The sequence below is a fragment of the Lysobacter sp. A286 genome, from assembly GCF_054052105.1.
On record NZ_JBSVRJ010000001.1, the window covers coordinates 31,914 to 49,511 of the forward strand.

Genomic DNA, 17,598 nt, shown 5'->3' on the forward strand with positions numbered 1-17,598 from the left:
GGGTTGGCGGGCCCGACGGAGGCCACGCCGGCCGCTAGCGTAGCGGCTGCTACGGCCGTCGACCAGTCAAACGAGCCACCGGCGGTGGCCGGAATGACCAAAACGGGTACAAAGCGCCGGAGAGCGCCATTTCTCCTTGCCCGGCAAGGGGGCGGTTGCTACGCTAGCCGACCGCCCCGGCACCCCATTTCACGGCCCAATCGACGATGTTCAAGAAGTTTCGTGGCATGTTCTCCAACGACCTGTCCATCGATCTGGGCACGGCCAACACCCTGATCTACGTACGTGGGCAGGGCATCGTCCTCAACGAACCATCGGTGGTCGCGGTGCGCCAGGACCGGATCGTTGGCGGTAACCGCACCGTGGTGGCAGTGGGTACCGAGGCCAAGATGATGCTGGGCCGCACGCCTGGCCACATCACCACGATCCGGCCGATGAAAGACGGTGTCATCGCCGATTTCACCTACACCGAGGAAATGCTCAAGCATTTCATCCGCAAGGTGCACAAGTCGCGCTTCCTGCGGCCCAGCCCGCGGGTGCTGGTGTGCGTGCCGTGCGGTTCGACCCAGGTCGAGCGCCGCGCAATCAAGGAGTCGGCCGAGGAGGCCGGCGCGCGCGAGGTGTACCTGATCGAGGAGCCGATGGCGGCGGCGATTGGCGCCGGCATGCCGGTGACCGAGGCGCGCGGCTCGATGGTGGTGGATATCGGCGGCGGCACCACCGAGGTCGCGGTGATCGCACTCAACGGCGTCGTCTACGCGGCGTCGGTACGCATTGGTGGTGACCGTTTCGACGAGTCGATTATCGCCTACGTGCGCCGCACCTACGGCACCTTGATCGGCGAGGCGACCGCCGAGCGGGTCAAGGAAACCCTGGGCTGCGCGTACCCGCAGGAAGAGAACGCCAGCATGGAGATCACCGGCCGCAACCTGGCCGAGGGTGTGCCGAAGATGATCACCATCACCTCCAACGAGGTGCTCGACGCGCTGCGCGAGCCGCTGGCCGGCATCGTCACCGCGATCAAGCTGGCGCTGGAGCAGACCCCGCCGGAGTTGGGTGCGGATGTCGCCGAACGCGGCATCGTGCTGACCGGCGGTGGCGCGTTGCTGGCCGGCTTCGACCGCATGGTCAGCGAGGAAACCGGCCTGCACGTGCAGGTCGCCGATGATCCACTGACCTGTGTCGCCCGCGGTGGTGGCCGGGCCCTGGAGTTGGTCGACATGCACGGCAACGAGTTCTTCGCACCCGATTAACCCCGCCCACGAGCAAGACGGTTCCCGATTAAGCATCAGTGCCTTCCTACGCCAGCCCCACCACCCCCAACCGTCCTGGTGAAGTCGCCGGCACGCTGTGGTTGCTGGCGTATCTGACCCTGGCGGTGGCGTTGATCGTGCTGGACCACCGTGGCGGCTGGCTGCACCAGGCGCGCTACCAGGCGTCGGGGTTGGCTCAGCCGTTGTGGGCCGTGGCCGGCTGGCCGGGGCGGATGGTCAGGAAGCTATACGACGACGCCGGCACGCTGGCCCAGTTGGGCGCGGAGAACCAGCGTCTGCGCAATCAACTGCTGGTCAACAGCGCCCGCATCGCGCGTCTGCAGACGCTCGCATCCGACAACCATCGCCTGCGTGGCCTGCTTGATGCGGCCGATAGTGGGAGCCTGGATGTGCAGCTGGCGCCAATACTGGACGTCGACCTGGACCCGACCCGGCAGCGGCTGGTGCTCGATGCTGGCAGCAACGACGGCATCCACGTTGGCCAGAGCGTGATCGACGCCGGCGGCCTGGTGGGGCAGGTCATCGCCGTCACGCCGATCCATTCGACCGTGTTGCTGCTGACCGATCCGTCCCATGCGGTGCCGGTGGCGGTGGCGCGTAACGGCGTGCGGCTGGTGGCCTACGGTGATGGCCGCAGTGACTTGCTGCGGGTACCGAGCATTCCCCTGTCCAGCGATATCCGGGTCGGTGACCAACTGGTGACCTCCGGACTGGGCGGGCGGTTTCCGGCAGGTTTTCCGGTGGGAACCATTATCTCCCTGCACCCGGATCACAGCCGTGCATTCCTGCTGGGTGAGATACGACCGGCGGCCCAACTTGATCGCGGGCGCGACGTACTGCTGTTGCGCCTGGTGCCGGCACCAGTGACCGACACCCCGATGACCGACACCCCGGTGACTGACAACAGCGATTCGACCGACGCGACGGACGCGGCAGGCGCGCCCGCGCCTTCTGAAACACCTGCGCAGGTGCTGCCATGAGGCGCTCGCGTCCGGCCTGGTTGCTGCCGGTGAGCGTGGTGGCCGGTCTGCTGGCCGGCCTGCTCCCCTTGCCGCCTTCGCTGCTGCCGCTACGACCCTTCTGGCTGGCGCTGGTGGTCGCCTACTGGGTCATCGAAGACCCCGAGCGGCTGGGGCTGGGCTTTGCCTTTATCGTAGGGCTGCTGGCCGATATCAGCTTTGGCAGCCTGCTGGGCGAGCACGCACTGCGTTTGGTGGTGATTGCGTTCATCCTGCAACGCTTCCGCGCCCGGATACGGTTCTTCCCGCTGTGGCAGCAAGCGTTGGCGATTGGCGGGTTGTTGCTGAACGACCGTGTGGTTGCCGCCGGCATCCACGTAGCGCTCGGCATCCAGCCATTGCCGATGATGTTCTGGCTCGCCTCGTTGACCGGGATGCTGTTGTGGGGTCCGGTGTTCCTGCTGCTGGACGCGCTGCGCCTGGGCAGTTGGCGCAGGAGCTAGGGCATGCGCCGTTTGCGCAAAGTGGTCAAGAATTCGGCGGCGGAATCCGGGCAGTTCCGCCGGCGTGCGGGCGTTGCGTTCGCCGGCGTGATGCTGGCGTTGGGCGGGTTGGCACTGGGGTATTTCCGCCTGCAGGTCTGGCAGTACGAAGACTACGCGACACGCTCGGAGCAGAACCGGATCAAGTTGCAGCCGGTGGTGCCTGGGCGTGGCCTGATCTACGACCGCGACGGACGGATCCTGGCCGACAACGTGCCGGCATTCCGCCTGGAGGTCACTCCCGGCGAGGCCGGCGACCCTGACAAGTGGCTACCGGAGCTGGCGCGCATCGTCGAGCTGTCGCCGCAGGACGTCGAGGAGTTCCTGCAGGCGCGCAAGGTGACCCGTGGGTTCAAGGCGATCCCGCTGAAACTGCGCGTCACGCCGGAAGAGGTCGCCCGGTTCGCGGTCGACCGCTGGCGCTATCCGGGAATCGAGGTGGTGTCGTACCTCAATCGTCGTTACCTGTATGGCGAGTTGCTGGCCCACGTGATCGGTTATGTCGGCCGGGTCGATGTCGAGGACCGGGAGACCATGGGCGAGGCGGGCATGTTGTTCAGCCATACCGGCAAGACCGGGGTGGAGCGCTTCTACGAGCAGGCGTTGCGCGGCAAGGTGGGGTACGAGAAGGTCGAGACTAATGTCGATGGTCGACCGATGCGGGTGGTCGGGCGGGTGGCGGCGACCCCGGGGGCGGACTTGCAGCTGTCGATCGACGTGGACCTGCAACGGGCGATGGTGGCGGCATTTGGCGATGCCGACGGCTCGGCGGTGGCGATCGATCCCAGGACCGGTCAGGTGCTGGCAATGGTCAGCCTGCCGTCGTACGACACCAACATGTTCGTCAACGGCATCTCCCATGCCGACTACAACGCGCTGATCAACAATCCGTCGCGGCCGTTGTTCAACCGCAACGTGCTCGGCGGCGGCCCGCCGGGGTCGACGGTCAAGCCGATGGTGGCCCTGGCCGGGGTCGACAGCGGCCTGCGCACGCCGGCCGACAAGACCTTCTCCAGCGGCGAGTTCCACATCCCGGGGCAGAGCCGCGGTTATCGCGATTCGCACCGCGGCGGCCACGGTTGGGTCGATCTGCGCGATTCGATCTCGCAATCGGTCAACACCTACTACTACAAGCTTGCCCTGGACATGGGCATCGATACGTTCGCCCAGTACATGCATCGCTACGGGTTCGGCGAGCAGACCGGTATCGACCTGGCGGGAGAGACCGACGGGGTGGTGCCGTCGCGCGACTACAAGCGATCAATCAGTACCGAGCCGTGGTACCCCGGCGAGACGGTGATCTCCGGCATCGGCCAGGGCTACTGGATTGCCAGTGCGCTGCAACTGGTGCGTGCCACGGCGGCGATTGCCAACGGCGGCGACCTGCACGAGCTGCGGCTGCTGCAGGCCCGGCGCGACCGCTACGGCGCCCCCTGGCAGCCGCTGGCGGAGACACCCAGCTCAGCGATCACCGACAACCCCGGGCATCTGCGTGCGGTACAGGAGGGGATGGTGGCCACCGTCAACGGACCCCGTGGCACGGCCCGCGCGACCGGCCGCGGCGCGCCGTACACCATCGCCGGCAAGACCGGCACCGCCCAACGCTCCAGCCGCAAGGGCAACATCAGCCGTGACCCGCACTCGCTGCCCTACCACCTGCGTCATACCGCGTTGTTCATTGGATACGCACCGGCGGAGGAGCCGACGATCGCGATCGCGGTGGTGGTCGAGCACGGCGGCTACGGTGGCAGCACCGCTGCGCCGATCGCGCGTGCCGGCTTTGATGCCTGGCTGCTGGGCAAGATGCCGGACGGCCTGGCGCCGCTGGACGACAGCGCGACCGAGCCGGCAACCGATGCGCCGCTGGATCCATCAGCGACCGCCACCGCCGACGAGCCTGCGCCATGAGCGTGATCCTGCGCTGGTTGTTGGACCTGCTGCGGCGCGGCGTGCGCACGCTCGACTGGCTATTGCTGGGGGCGTTGCTGGCGCTGATGGCGATCGGCCTGGCGGTGCTCTACAGCGCCGGTGGCCAGTCCACTGCTCTGGTGGTGGCGCAAGGCTCACGGTTTGCGGTGGGGCTGGGTGCGTTGTGGCTGCTTTCCCGGTTGCCGCCCATCCAACTGCGCAACTGGACCCCGTTGGCCTATGGCATCGCATTGTTGCCGCTGCTGGTGGTGCTGTTTGTCGGTCAGGGCCGGCACGGGGCCCACTGGATCAACCTGGGGCTGTTCTACTTCCAACCCGCCGAGCTGCTGAAGCTGGCATTGCCGATGATGGTGGCGTGGTATCTCAACCGTCAGCCGCTGCCGCCGCAGTTCTCGGTGGTGCTGGTCGCGGCCGCGATCATCATCGTGCCAACCGGCCTGATATTGCTGCAGCCGGACCTCGGCACCGCCATGCTGGTAGGTGTCAGCGGCGCGTTCGTGCTGTACCTGGCCGGACTGTCGTGGTGGTGGTTTGGTGTCGGCTTTGGTGCGGTTGCCGCCAGCGCGCCGGCGGCGTGGTTCTGGCTGCTCAAGCCTTACCAGAAAGACCGCATCCTGATGTTTCTCGATCCCGAGAGCGACCCGCTCGGCGCCGGCTGGAACATCATCCAGAGCAAGATCGCGATCGGCGGCGGTGGCTTCACCGGCAAGGGCTGGGGTGAGGGCACCCAGGCCCACCTCAACTATATTCCCGAGCACACCACCGACTTCATCTTCGCCGTGCTCAGCGAGGAATTCGGCTGGATCGGCGTGGCAGTGACGTTGACGTTGTACATGTTCGTGGTGGGGCGCTGCCTGTGGATTGCCGCCCAGGCGCGCGATGGCTATTCGCGACTGCTGGCCGGATCACTTGGTTTGGCATTCTGCGTCTATGTGGTGGTCAACGGCGGCATGGTGGCCGGGTTGATGCCGGTGGTGGGGGTGCCGATGCCGCTGCTGAGCTACGGCGGCACCTCGGCGGTGTCCTTGCTGGCGGGCATGGGCGTGGTGATGGCAGTGCGCGCGCATCGGCCGGTGCACGGGCGTTGAGACAACACCACCTGACTCACGGCGTCGTGATACGTCTTCAACGGTTCTGGGCCTTTCGCGTGCGTGGTAATCTCGCCGCGATGACACGCCAACTCGCCAGTCGCGCCCTGCTATGTGCGCTCCCGCTCGTGCTGGTGGCCTGCGCCACGCAGACGCCGCCGCCGATTCCTCAATCTGAGCCGCCCCAGGTGGCCGAGCCGGTGGCGCCGACGCCGCCGCCATCGACGCCGGTGGTGTCCAGTGCGCAGCCGATCGAACAGGCGGTGCCGGTCTTCGTGCGCACCGCAGCGGCCAAGTACGACGTCGATGCCGATTACATCAAGACGGTGCTGGACCAGGCGGAGATCCGCGACAGCATCATCACCGCGATGACCCGCCCGGCAGAGGCCAAGCCATGGAGCGGCTATCGGCCGATCTTCATCACCCAGGGCCGGATCGACCAAGGCCGGGCCTTCCTGGCCAAGCACCGCGATGCGCTGGAAAAGGTAGAGGCCGAGTACGGCGTCCCGCCCGAGATCATCGTGGCCATCCTGGGCGTGGAAACCAGCTATGGCGGCAATACCGGCAGCTACCCGGTGATCGATGCGCTGTACACGCTGGCCTTCGCCTACCCCCGCACCAACCTGCCCGGCAAGATCGAGCGTGAGAACACCCGTGAGGCGTTCTTCCGCGACGAGCTGGCGCAGTTGTTCGCGCTGGGCAAGGAAGCCGGTTTCGACGTCACCACGCGGAAGGGAAGCTATGCCGGGGCGATGGGCTGGGGCCAGTTCATGCCGTCCAGCTACCGCGACTATGCCGTCGATGGCAACGGTGATGGCAAGATCGACCTGTTTACCGACCTGGACGACGTGTTCGCATCGGTCGCCAATTACTTCGTGGAAAAGGGCGGCTGGCAGCGCGGGGAGCCGGTCACCGTGCGGGCGATCCGCGCCAGCGACGCGCAGGACTTCGAGCCCGAAGGCCTGGAGCCACGCTATACCCTGGCCCAGTTGGCCGCGCGCGGTTACACGCCGGCGGTTCCGGTGACCGGGGTGGACACCGCGACCTTGCTGAATCTGGATGGCGTGGATGGCAAGGAGTACTGGTTCGGGTTCCAGAACTTCTACGCGATCACCCGCTACAACATCTCCAAGCATTACGCGATGGCCGTTTATCAGTTGTCGGAGGCCATTGCCGGACGTGAGATCCCGGTCGCCGGCACGGGCCAGCCGGGCGCATGAAGCGGCTGCTGGTCGCGACCCTGGTCATCGGTCTGGCGTCCTGCGCCAGTGCCCCTGAAAAGCCGGCAACCGCGCCCGGTGCGGCCGCCGACCAGGACCGCGGCACCAGCAGTCAGCGAAAATCTCCCTACCCTGCTGCCAAGGAGGACCTGAGCAAGCGCGGCGATTACACCGCCGGCGGCCTGTACGCGCCGCACATCGCCGATTCCGCACCCGATGTGGATATCGATGTCTCGCTGATCCCCGAGCCCGACGTGGAGGCGCTGGAGCGATCGCGCTACGGCAACCGGTCGACCTACAGCGTGCTCGGCAAGAAGTACCACGTCATGGACGACAGCGAGGGCTACGTCGAGCGCGGCAAGGCGTCCTATTACGGCAACAAGTTCCATGGCCGGCGCACCTCCAACATGGAGGTGTACGACATGTACGCGTTCACCGCAGCGCACAAGACGCTGCCGCTACCCAGTTTTGCCCGGGTCACCAACCTGGACAACGGCAAGACGGTGGTGGTGCGGGTCAATGACCGCGGACCGTTCCACGAAGGCCGGGTGATCGACCTGAGCTATGCCGCCGCGCTCAAACTGGGCATCACCCAGGCCGGCACCGGAAGCGTGGAAGTTCGCGCGTTGCAGCCTGGTGAGGATGGCTCGAGCTACGCCGGCGACGCGCCTGCCACGAATGAAACGGCCGCAGTTGCGGTGCCGGCGGCGGCCAGTTCGATGGACAAGCTGGTTGCGTCGTTGCCGGTCGCCGCCGCTGATGCGGTCAAGCTGCCACCGGGGGTGCGGATTGCCACCGGCAAACCGAGGCCGGCCCCCGGCGCGGCGGAAAACCCGGCGAACACTGCGGCGGTGACTGCTGCTTCTGCCGCCGGCACCGTGGTGACGGATGGTTCGACGGCGCAACAATGGCGCTTCGACATGAACCAGGACGGCCGGACCATGACGGCCGAGGAATTCGATACCTGGATGCAGCAGCGCCGGGTACGCGTCGCCACCGGACGGCCGGGCACGCCCGATCGCGTTGCCACCACAGCCAGCCTGGTGATCGACGATCCTGCCAACCCGGCCCAGGCAGCCGCGGCGGTGGCCAAGGTCGTGACCACTGGCGCGGACGCGTCCGATGAGAGCGTGACCTTGCAGGTCGCGAGCTTTGCCGGGCGTGACAATGCAGATCGCGCGTTGGCAATGTTGCGTGGCGCCGGTATCGCCGATGCCAGCCTCCAGGGCGGCAATGCGGCTGGCCAGCATGTCTGGCGCCTGCGCGTCGGCCCGCTGCCGGCCGATACCGCACCGGCGCTGGCCAGCCGTATTGCCAGTCTGGGCTTTGGCGCGCCGCAGCGCGTCATCGAATGATTACCCCTTCCTTCCAGATATCCCGATAGAGATATCCCGATACACCTCGGCCGCGCGTCGACCCGGAGCAGTTCAACGATGAAGTCCCCAACCGTCTTTCGATCGATCAGTCTTGCCGCACTGGCCACCTTTGCCGTCGGTCTGGCCTTTGCCCAGACGCCCGCGCTGCCAAAACCGGCGGCGCTCGCGCCGGCCAGTGAATCGCTGCCGGTGCCGCCGCCGCCCGAGGTGGTGGGAGAGGCCTGGGTGGTGATGGACGCGGCCAGTGGCAATGTGTTGGCGGGGGAAAATATCGACGCTCCGTTGCCGCCGGCCAGCATCACCAAGGTCATGACCAGCTATGTGATCGCCGCCGAAATGGCCGGCGGCAAGGTCAAAGCCGACGATCAGGTGATGATGACCGAGAACGCCTGGCGCAAGGGTGGTGCGGGCACCGATGGCAGTTATTCGGGTTTCCAGGTCAACCAGTCGGCACCGCTGCTGGAGATGGAGAAGGGCATGGTGGTGCAGTCGGGCAACGATGCCGCGATTGCACTGGCCGAGCATGTCGCCGGCAGTGAAGATGCGTTTGCCGCGCTGATGAACCAGTACGCCGAGCGCATCGGCATGAAGAACACCCATTTCGTCAACGCCACCGGATTGACCGACGAAGGCCACGTGTCCACGGCCCGCGACCTGGCGTTGCTGGGCCGGGCGCTGGCGTTGAACTTCCCGGAGACCTACGCCTACAACAAGATCAAGGAATTCACCGTCGGCCCGATCACCCAGCCCAACCGCAACGTGCTGTTGTGGCGCGACAAGAGCGTGGATGGCATCAAGACCGGGCACACCTCGGCCGCCGGCTACTGCCTGATGGCGTCGGCCAAGCGCGGTGACCAGCGGCTGGTTTCGGTGGTGCTTGGCTCAAGCTCGGAAAAGCAACGCGCCGATGACAGCCAGGCCCTGCTCAACTGGGGGTTCCGCTTCTACGAGACGCACAAGCTGTATGACGCGGACACCTCGATTGCGACCCAGAAGGTCTGGAAGGGCACCGCCGACGAGGTCCAGCTTGGGGTGGCCGCGCCGTTGCTGGTGACCTTGCCGCGCGGCAAGTACGAGCAGCTCAAGCCGACCATGGATGTACCCAAGACCCTGGTCGCGCCGATTGCCAAGGGCCAGGCGATCGGCACCGTGAAGGTCACGCTGGACGGGAAGGTCATTGCCGAGAGGCCGTTGGTCGCGCTGGCCGCGATCGAAGAAGGCGGCTTCTTCAAGCGCCTGTGGCACGAGCTGCTGATGTGGTGGGAATCGGTCTGAGTCCGCTTGCCGCCGCCACCTTGGGTTGGCGGCGGGTCGTACCCATAATTGACCGATGGACATAATCTCCGACAATCCCGAACACGGGTTCCAGTTTCCCGGTGAATTCCAGCTCAGCGCCATGGGCGCGGCCGAGATCGGACTGGAGCAGGAACTGCCGCAACGCTTGCTCGATGCCGGTATCGAAGTGCGCAGCGAACACATCGACTGGAAACACTCGTCCAACGGCAAGTACGTCTCGGTGCGGATCGTGTTTCTGGCGGACAGCCGCGCGCAATACGATCTCGCCCATCAGGTGCTGCGCGACCACCCGGAAGTAAAGTGGACGCTGTAGTTGCCGCGCAGGGCCGGCCGCGTCTGCGGCCTGCCGCCAAGCTGCGTGACCTGGCGGGCCGCCAGCCCTACGAGCCGGTCTGGCGCGCGATGCAGGCCTTTACCGACGCGCGCGATGGCGACACCGACGATGAGCTGTGGCTGGTCGAACACGAGCCGGTATTCACCCTCGGCCAGGCCGGCAAATCCGAGCACGTTCTGGCTGCGGGCGACATCCCGGTGATCCATGTCGACCGCGGCGGCCAGGTGACCTACCACGGGCCGGGGCAGCTGGTGCTGTATCCGTTGCTGGACCTGCGCCGGCTGAAGATCGGGGTGCGCGAGTACGTGTGCCGGATCGAGCAGTCGGTCATCGATACCCTGGCCGATTGGAACATCACCGCGGTTCGCCGCGCAGGCGCCCCGGGGGTCTACGTGGCCGGCGCCAAGATCGCCGCACTGGGTATCCGGGTGCGGCGCGGCTGCACCTTCCACGGGCTGGCGCTCAATGTCGACATGGACCTGTCGCCATTCCAGCGCATAAACCCCTGTGGTTACGCGGGGTTGCAGGTGGCCTCGATGGTAGACTTTGGCGGCCCTTCGGGACTTGAAGCGGTCAAGCCGGCGCTGGTCGGGCATCTCGCCAGCCAGTTCGGATTGGCGGTCGAAGCGGCGGCGGGCGTGTTTCACGCGCCATCATCCAGCCCTCCCGTGAAAACCGGACCGGGGGCCAACAACATCAAGAGCACTGCATTGCCATGACCGACTCCGCCATGACCGGCACCGCAAAATCCATTCCGCTCGCGGTTGTCGGCAATGACGCTCCGGCGTCGCTGCAGCCGGGCGTGAAGCAATTGGCGGGCGACAAGATCAACCGCTCGCCGGTGCAGTTTGCCGACGTCCCGGTACTGCGCAAGCCGTCCTGGATCCGGGTCCGGATCCCGTCCGGCAATGCGGTCGCCAAGCTCAAGGCGAAGCTGCGCGAGAACCGGTTGGTGACGGTATGCGAGGAAGCCAGCTGCCCCAACATCCATGAGTGCTTCGGTCACGGCACCGCCACGTTCATGATCCTGGGCGAGGTGTGCACGCGCCGTTGCAGCTTCTGCGACGTCGCCCACGGCCGTCCCAAGCCGCCTGATGCCTCCGAGCCGGAGAACCTGGCCCGCACCGTCGCCGACATGGGCCTGAAGTACGTGGTGATTACCTCGGTGGACCGGGACGACCTGCGCGATGGCGGCGCCCAGCATTTTGTCGACTGCATCGCCGCCATCCGTGCCCACAGCCCGAGCACCCGGATCGAGATCCTGACTCCGGACTTCCGCGGCAAGGGCCGGATGGACCGCGCGCTGGAGATCCTGGCAACCAACACCCCGGACGTGTTCAACCACAACCTGGAGACCGTGCCGGAGCTGTACCGCAACGTCCGTCCCGGCGCCGATTACCAGTGGTCGTTGACCCTGCTGCAGAAGTTCAAGGCGCGCCATCCGGAGCTGACCACCAAGTCCGGGATCATGCTGGGGCTGGGCGAGACCATGGACCAGGTCCGGCAGACCCTGCGCGACCTGCGCGCGCACGATGTCGACATGATCACCATCGGCCAGTACCTGCAGCCCAGCGCCCACCACCACCCGGTGATGCGCTATTGGACGCCGGAAGAGTACAAGGAGCTGGAAGTGTTTGGCTTGGAGCTCGGGTTTGGCCACGTCGCCTCCGGCCCGCTGGTGCGCTCGTCTTACCATGCGGACCGTTCGGCAGCGGAGGCCGGCGTGGCCTGATGGCGCCATCGGGTTTCCACCCGACGCGCCTGCCTGACCGCCAAACGCGATCAAACTGAACCAAAACCGTCATTGAAGGGGTGGATTTCGCCTGTTTCGGGGTTTTCCCGGGCCGATGTCGTGACAGCGGCAGCAACTTTAGGCACTGTCGACTTGTCCAAGATATTTGCAACCTGAGTTCCATGGCCCCGCGCCAGGCCTGTCCCCCCTTCACTATTGGCCGCCCAGCCCTATTCCATGACCAACACTCCCCTGCTTGCGTTGCTGCTGACCGCGCCCCTGGCGATGTTGGGGCATGCCGACACTTCCCCATCCGTCGCGCCCGTGCCGGTAGCGCCGCCAGTGACCCAGGTCGCGGCGGACAAGCCCAGCCTGAGCATGGACCTGCCCGACAACGTGACCCCCGACCAGGCCACGGCGGCCAAGCTGGTCTACGGCTTGTTGTCCGACAGCCGTTACGCCTATCGGCCACAGCCGCTTGACGATGCGTTGTCGGCCGACATGTACACGCGCTACCTGGAAGCGCTCGACGGCGGCAAGCAGTTTTTCACCCAGGCCGATATTTCCAGTTTTGACCGCTACCGCACCGAGCTTGACGACGCCATCAAGAGTGGCCAGATGCAGCCGGCATACGAGATTTTCGACCTCTATGCCCAGCGTGTGATGGAGCGGGTGGCCTATGCCCGCGCATTGTTGAAGCAGGACATCTTCGATTTCACCGGCGATGACCGCTTCCATTACGACCGTGAGGACGCGCCGTGGGCGGCCGACACGGCCGAGCTGGATCAACTGTGGAAGCAATCGGTTCGCAACGACTGGCTGCGCTTGAAGCTGGCGGGAAAGGACGCCGACAAGATCCGCGAGACGCTGGACAAGCGTTACGGCAACCTGGCCGAGAACATCACCCAGCTGGAGGGTCAGGACGTGTTCCAGACCTTCCTCAACAGCTACACCAGCGCAATTGACCCGCACACCAGTTACTTCACGCCGCGCTCGGCGGAGAACTTCAACCTGTCGATGTCGCTGTCGCTGGAAGGCATCGGCGCAGTGCTGCAAAAGCAGGACGACATCGTTGCAATCCGCGAAATCGTGCCCGGTGGACCGGCCGACAAGTCCGGGATCCTGGCGCCCGGTGACCGCGTGGTGGGTGTCGGCCAGGATAAAGAGGGTCCGATGGAAGACGTAATCGGCTGGCGCATCGACAACGTGGTCGAGCTGATTCGTGGACCCAAGGATTCCCAGGTACGCCTGGACATCATCCCGGCCGAGGCCGGGCTCGACAGCAAGCCGGTACGGGTGCTGATCACCCGCGACAAGGTGCGGTTGGAGGACCAGGCGGCGAAGTCGAAAGTGTTGGAAATCGAAGGCGAGGGCGATGTCCCGGACCAGCGGATCGGCGTCATCGAGCTGCCCGGTTTCTACCAGGACTTTGAAGGTCGCCGACTGCACAAGGACGACTATGCCTCCGCCACGCGCGACGTCGCCAAGTTGCTGGCCGAACTGGAGGCCGATGGCGTGGACGGGGTGGTCCTGGACCTGCGCAACAACGGCGGCGGCTCATTGAACGAGGCGATCGAGTTGACCGGTTTGTTCATCGACCAGGGACCGGTGGTGCAGGTGCGCGAGTCCGGCGGTCGGGTCAGTGTCAATGGTGACGAGGATCGCGGCGTGGCCTGGGATGGCCCGTTTGCGGTGCTGGTCAATCGCGGCTCCGCGTCGGCCTCGGAGATCTTCGCCGGTGCGATCCAGGACTACGGCCGTGGCCTGGTGATCGGTGAGACCACCTTCGGCAAGGGCACCGTGCAGAACCTGGTCGACCTGGACCGCTGGCCGGCGACCGAGGAAGAGCGCTTCGGCCAGGTCAAGCTGACCGTCGCCCAGTTCTTCCTGCCCGATGGCAGCTCGACCCAGAACAAGGGCGTGGTGCCGGACATCAATTTCCCCGCCTCGGTCGATGCCAGCGAATACGGCGAGAGCACCTATGACAACGCCTTGCCCTGGACCCGGATCGCTGGAGTGCCGCACGTCAGCTACGGCAACTTCCAGCCCTTGTTGCCGAAGCTTGAGACCCTGCATGCCGCACGGATTGTCGAGAGCCTGGAGTTCACGTGGTGGAACGAGGATGTCGCCAGGTTCCGCAAGGAAGCCGACAAGACCTCGATCTCCTTGAACGAGCAGGAGCGTCGGACCGAGCGTGATGCCAACGAGGCGCGACGACAGCAACGCCAGGACACCCGCAAGGAGCTGGGCCTGGCGCTGGATCCGCTGGCGCTGGCTTCCGCCGACGACGGCCTGACCGCCAACGAGCGCGACATCATCAAGGACACCGCGCGCGAGAAGGCGGCCGAAGATCGTCCCGACCCGCTGCTGCAGGAGTCCGCGGCGATCCTTGCCGACGCGATCTACCTGCTGGGCAACGACGCGCAGCTGTCCAGCGTGGTGCTGCCGCAGTCGACCGTTGTTGGCAGCTGGGCAGATTGAAAACGACGTGTTGAAGCCGACGCGTTGAAACCGACGCGATAGCGCAAGGTACTAGACAACACGGGCGCCTTCGGGTGCCGTGTTGTTATGCGGCAAGCGGGCTTTGGCCGTTCGCTTCAGGCCCCCCGCAGCGCCTCGGTCACCGGCAACCGCGCCGCCCGCAATGCCGGGAACAGCCCGCCCACCAGGCCGATGCCCAGGGCCCACTTCAAGCCGGTCCAAAGCAGTTCCGGTGAGACCTTGAACTGGAATACGACCTGGCTGAAGTTGTTGCCGAGCGTCGATACCGTGTAGCCGTTGAACACCAGCCAGGCGATCAGGCCGCCCAACACGCCGCCCAGCAGGGCGAGCAGCATCGTCTCCAGCATCACCGCCATCACCACCGGCAGGCTGCGGAAGCCAATCGCGCGCATGGTGGCGATCTCGCGGGCGCGTCCGGCGACCGCCGCGTACATGGTGTTGAGCGCGCCGAAGACCGCGCCAATGGCCATGATCGCGCCGATCGCGGTGCCCAGGATGCTGATCAGTTTGGTCAGCTGTCCGGATTGCTTGGCGTAGTAATCGCGGGTGGTTTCGACGTCCAGCTTCAGTCGTGGATCGGCGTCCATTGCGGCCTTGAGCTGCTCGAAACCGGCCTTGCCCTGGACGCGCACGGTGATCGATTGGAATGCGTTGCGCCGGTAGGCCGCGGCGATGGTTTCCGCATCGCCCCACAGCTCCGAGTCGTGCGCATCACCGGAGGCGAAGGTGCCGACGATGGTCCACTCCTGGTTGGCGAAATCCAGCGTGTTGCCGACCTCAAGGCCGGCGAACTGCGACTGCGCGCCTTGGCCGACCATCAGCTCGTGCAGACCGGCGCCGAACTTGCGGCCCTCGATGATGCGGATGCCGTCGCGCACTTCCCAGGCCTCTTCGCCGACTCCGCGGAACTGCGCGTTGGCATCGCTGCCATCGGCGCGTGACGGCAACGCCACGACCTGTGACAATTCCGCCGACAACAGCGGCTTGCCGTCGGCGCCCTGCTGGATGCCGGGCAGGTTGGCGACCAGTGGTACCTGCTCGCGCAAGATAATCGAGTTGGTTTCCGCCTGCGAACCGCCGCGCAGGACGATCGCGGTGTCGTCGCTGCCGGTCGCATCCAGGGTTGCCTTGAAGCCCTCGCCCATCGCCAGCATCGCGACCAGCACGCCGACCACGCCGGCGATGCCGATGATGATCACAGAGGAGGCCCCCCAGCGCTGCGGCAGGCTGGCGATGCCGATCCGCGCCGCCGCCAGCGCGAGCCGGCCGGCATGAGTGAACGACAGCCACAGCCCGAGCAGCACCGCCACCGCGAGCACGGCGTACCAGGGCAGCGTGGTCCACACGGCCAGCCCGACCAGCAGCAACAGGATCGACAACAGGTTCCACAGCCATTGCTTGTTCATGGTCCGATCCCCGCGTTATTCATTGGAGTGGGCAGGCCGGTCCGAGCCATCATCAGCGTCCCGCCAGCGCGTCGACGATCTTCAGCCGCTTCGCCCGCAGTGCCGGCAACAGGCCGACGATGATGCCGATCCCGACCATCAATCCCAAGCCGACCAGCCAAGTCTGCGCGGGTACCTGTGGCAGCGAGATCATGCCGCCGCTCAGGGCGGCGAGAGTGGGCATGATTGCCGATGCCAGCCCCAACCCGATCAAGCCGCCCAATACCACCAGCAGCACCGATTCCACCATCACCAGGGTCAGCACGGTGCCATCGGTGAAGCCCAGGGTTTTCAGCGTGGCCAGCTCCGGCACGCGCTCGCGCACCGCCTGGGCCATGGTGTTGCCGGTCAGCAGCAGCAAGGTGAAGAACACCGCGCCCATGATCGCGCTGACGATCAGGCCGATGTCGGCGAACTGTTTCGCGAACGCCTGCTGGAACGCGGACTCGGTCTGGCTCTTGGTCTCGTGGTCGGAGTTGGCCGACAGCGCATCGATCGCCTGCGCGATCTGGGAGGCCCGCGCGGGGTTGCCGATTTGCACGGTGAAAAAACTCACCCGGCTCTTGATGTAGTCGTTGGCCTCGTCGAAATACTTCCAGTGCATCATCAGCTGGTTTTCGGCCCCCATGTTCTCGCGGTCCCGGGCGCGGAAGATCGCGCTGACCTGCAGCGGCCAGTCGTTGCTGCCGTCGCGCGGAAAGATCGTTGCCTGCAACGGGATGGTATCGCCCAGCTTCCAGTCGAACTTGTTGGCCAGCGCCTCGCCCACGGCGGCTCCGGTGCGGTTGGCGCGGAACGCCTTCAGCTGCTCCGGTGGCACATCGAAGTCGCTGTAGACATCGAAGTAGTTGTCGGCCACCGAGAAGTTCGGGAAGAAGTTCTTCGGGTCGCGGTAGATGCCGCCAAACCACATCGCATAACTCACCTTCTCCACGCCCGGGACCGCCTCGATCTGCGGCAGCAGGCGGGTCGGCAGGGTCTGGGTGATCGACAGGCGCGAGGCGACGATCAAGCGGTTGGCGCCGTCCACGCTGCCGCCGGAGTTGAATGCCACGCGCACCGAATCCAGCATCCCGAACAGCATGAAGGCGGCGACCACCGATAGCAGTGTCAGCAGGGTGCGGGTCTTGCTGCGGAACAACTGGGCCCAGATCAGCGAAAGGTATTTCATGGCCGCCTCAGTGCGCCATCGCCGGCGCGTCGACCAGTTCACCCTTGTCCAGATGGATTGTGTGGCTGGCGTACTCGGCGGCCTTGGGGTCGTGGGTGACCATGATGATGGTCTTGCCGTGCTCGCGGTTGAGCATCTGCAGCAGCTGCAGGATCTCCTCGGCCGAATGGCGGTCCAGGTCGCCGGTCGGCTCGTCGCAGATCAGGAAGGTCGGGTCGGAGACAATGGCCCGTGCAATCGCCACGCGTTGCTGCTGGCCGCCGGACAGCTCGTTGGGCTTGTGCGTCTTGCGATCGGCCAGGCCGACCAGTTGCAGCGCGATATCGGCGTTGCGCTTGCGTTGCGCGCTGCCCAGGTGGGTCAGCAACAGTGGCAGTTCGACGTTCTTCTGCGCGGTCAGCATCGGCATCAGGTTGTAGAACTGGAACACGAAACCGACATGGCGGCTGCGCCAGTTGGCCAGTTGGCCGGCGCTCATCCGGTCGATGCGCTCGCCTTCGATCTCGATCTCGCCCGAGCTGGGGTTGTCGAGCCCGCCGATCAGGTTGAGCAAGGTGGTCTTGCCCGATCCCGACGGCCCCATCAATGCGACGAAATCGCCTTTCGGGATGTCCAGGTCGAGGCCGTGCAGCACCTGGATCTTCTCGGGACCACGCTGGTAGGTCTTGGTGAGGTTGCGGATGCTGACCAGGGGTGACATTGCGTTTGCCTCGGTGGGTTGTCGGCGGGT

The 17,598-nt window shown here is 65.8% G+C and carries 14 protein-coding genes and 1 pseudogene; 12 read left to right on the forward strand and 3 right to left on the reverse strand.

Annotated elements, in window-relative coordinates:
- Positions 1–206 precede the first annotated feature (206 nt).
- The 12 genes and pseudogenes from ACW7G0_RS00165 to ACW7G0_RS00220 all read left to right on the forward strand — a co-directional run bounded on the left by ACW7G0_RS00165 (position 207) and on the right by ACW7G0_RS00220 (position 14,231).
- Entirely contained in the window at positions 207–1,253 is a 1,047-nt protein-coding gene (locus tag ACW7G0_RS00165; RefSeq protein ID WP_456978152.1) for a rod shape-determining protein, read from the forward strand.
- A gap of 38 nt (positions 1,254–1,291) precedes the next feature.
- Positions 1,292–2,236: pseudogene (gene mreC, locus ACW7G0_RS00170) on the forward strand (rod shape-determining protein MreC); the annotation flags it as partial.
- 14 nt (positions 2,237–2,250) lie between these two features.
- Entirely contained in the window at positions 2,251–2,736 is a 486-nt protein-coding gene (gene mreD / locus ACW7G0_RS00175; protein WP_456962543.1) for a rod shape-determining protein MreD, read from the forward strand.
- 3 nt (positions 2,737–2,739) lie between these two features.
- Positions 2,740–4,683, forward strand: coding sequence for a penicillin-binding protein 2 (gene mrdA, locus ACW7G0_RS00180; protein ID WP_456986867.1), 1,944 nt, complete (start codon positions 2,740–2,742; stop codon positions 4,681–4,683).
- A complete protein-coding gene (gene rodA, locus ACW7G0_RS00185; RefSeq protein WP_456986869.1) occupies positions 4,680–5,792 on the forward strand; it encodes a rod shape-determining protein RodA in 1,113 nt (370 codons plus the stop codon). The genes mrdA and rodA overlap by 4 nt, the downstream gene beginning before the upstream one ends.
- 80 nt (positions 5,793–5,872) lie before the next feature.
- A complete protein-coding gene (gene mltB / locus ACW7G0_RS00190) occupies positions 5,873–7,012 on the forward strand; it encodes a lytic murein transglycosylase B (RefSeq protein ID WP_456986871.1) in 1,140 nt (379 codons plus the stop codon).
- Positions 7,009–8,367 carry a septal ring lytic transglycosylase RlpA family protein gene (locus tag ACW7G0_RS00195; RefSeq protein WP_456986873.1) on the forward strand — a complete coding sequence of 453 codons (1,359 nt, stop codon included), beginning with the start codon at positions 7,009–7,011 and terminating at the stop codon, positions 8,365–8,367. The genes mltB and ACW7G0_RS00195 overlap by 4 nt, the downstream gene beginning before the upstream one ends.
- A gap of 78 nt (positions 8,368–8,445) precedes the next feature.
- Positions 8,446–9,663 (forward strand): D-alanyl-D-alanine carboxypeptidase family protein, encoded by a 1,218-nt coding sequence (locus ACW7G0_RS00200; RefSeq protein ID WP_456986874.1) that lies wholly within the window; start codon positions 8,446–8,448, stop codon positions 9,661–9,663.
- Positions 9,664–9,718: 55 nt separating this feature from the next.
- Complete coding sequence (locus ACW7G0_RS00205; RefSeq protein WP_456986876.1) at positions 9,719–9,997, forward strand: DUF493 family protein; 279 nt, start codon at positions 9,719–9,721, stop codon at positions 9,995–9,997.
- Entirely contained in the window at positions 9,985–10,737 is a 753-nt protein-coding gene (gene lipB / locus ACW7G0_RS00210; RefSeq protein ID WP_456986878.1) for a lipoyl(octanoyl) transferase LipB, read from the forward strand. The genes ACW7G0_RS00205 and lipB overlap by 13 nt, the downstream gene beginning before the upstream one ends.
- An 11-nt stretch (positions 10,738–10,748) precedes the next feature.
- Positions 10,749–11,750, forward strand: coding sequence for a lipoyl synthase (lipA, locus tag ACW7G0_RS00215; protein ID WP_456989395.1), 1,002 nt, complete (start codon positions 10,749–10,751; stop codon positions 11,748–11,750).
- 237 nt (positions 11,751–11,987) lie between these two features.
- On the forward strand, positions 11,988–14,231 hold the full coding sequence (locus ACW7G0_RS00220; protein WP_456986880.1) for a carboxy terminal-processing peptidase: 2,244 nt from the start codon (positions 11,988–11,990) through the stop codon (positions 14,229–14,231).
- Positions 14,232–14,347: 116 nt separating this feature from the next.
- Here the strand turns inward: ACW7G0_RS00220 and ACW7G0_RS00225 are convergent, their stop codons facing one another.
- Genes ACW7G0_RS00225 through ACW7G0_RS00235 form a run of 3 tightly spaced genes read right to left on the reverse strand, consistent with a single transcriptional unit; the run spans position 14,348 to position 17,568 of the window.
- Positions 14,348–15,658 carry an ABC transporter permease gene (locus ACW7G0_RS00225; protein ID WP_456986881.1) on the reverse strand — a complete coding sequence of 437 codons (1,311 nt, stop codon included), beginning with the start codon at positions 15,656–15,658 and terminating at the stop codon, positions 14,348–14,350.
- Positions 15,659–15,710: 52 nt separating this feature from the next.
- Positions 15,711–16,868, reverse strand: coding sequence for an ABC transporter permease (locus ACW7G0_RS00230; RefSeq protein ID WP_456986883.1), 1,158 nt, complete (start codon positions 16,866–16,868; stop codon positions 15,711–15,713).
- 7 nt (positions 16,869–16,875) lie between these two features.
- Positions 16,876–17,568: an ABC transporter ATP-binding protein gene (locus tag ACW7G0_RS00235; RefSeq protein WP_456962533.1), complete on the reverse strand. Its 693-nt coding sequence runs from the start codon at positions 17,566–17,568 to the stop codon at positions 16,876–16,878.
- Positions 17,569–17,598: the final 30 nt, after the last annotated feature.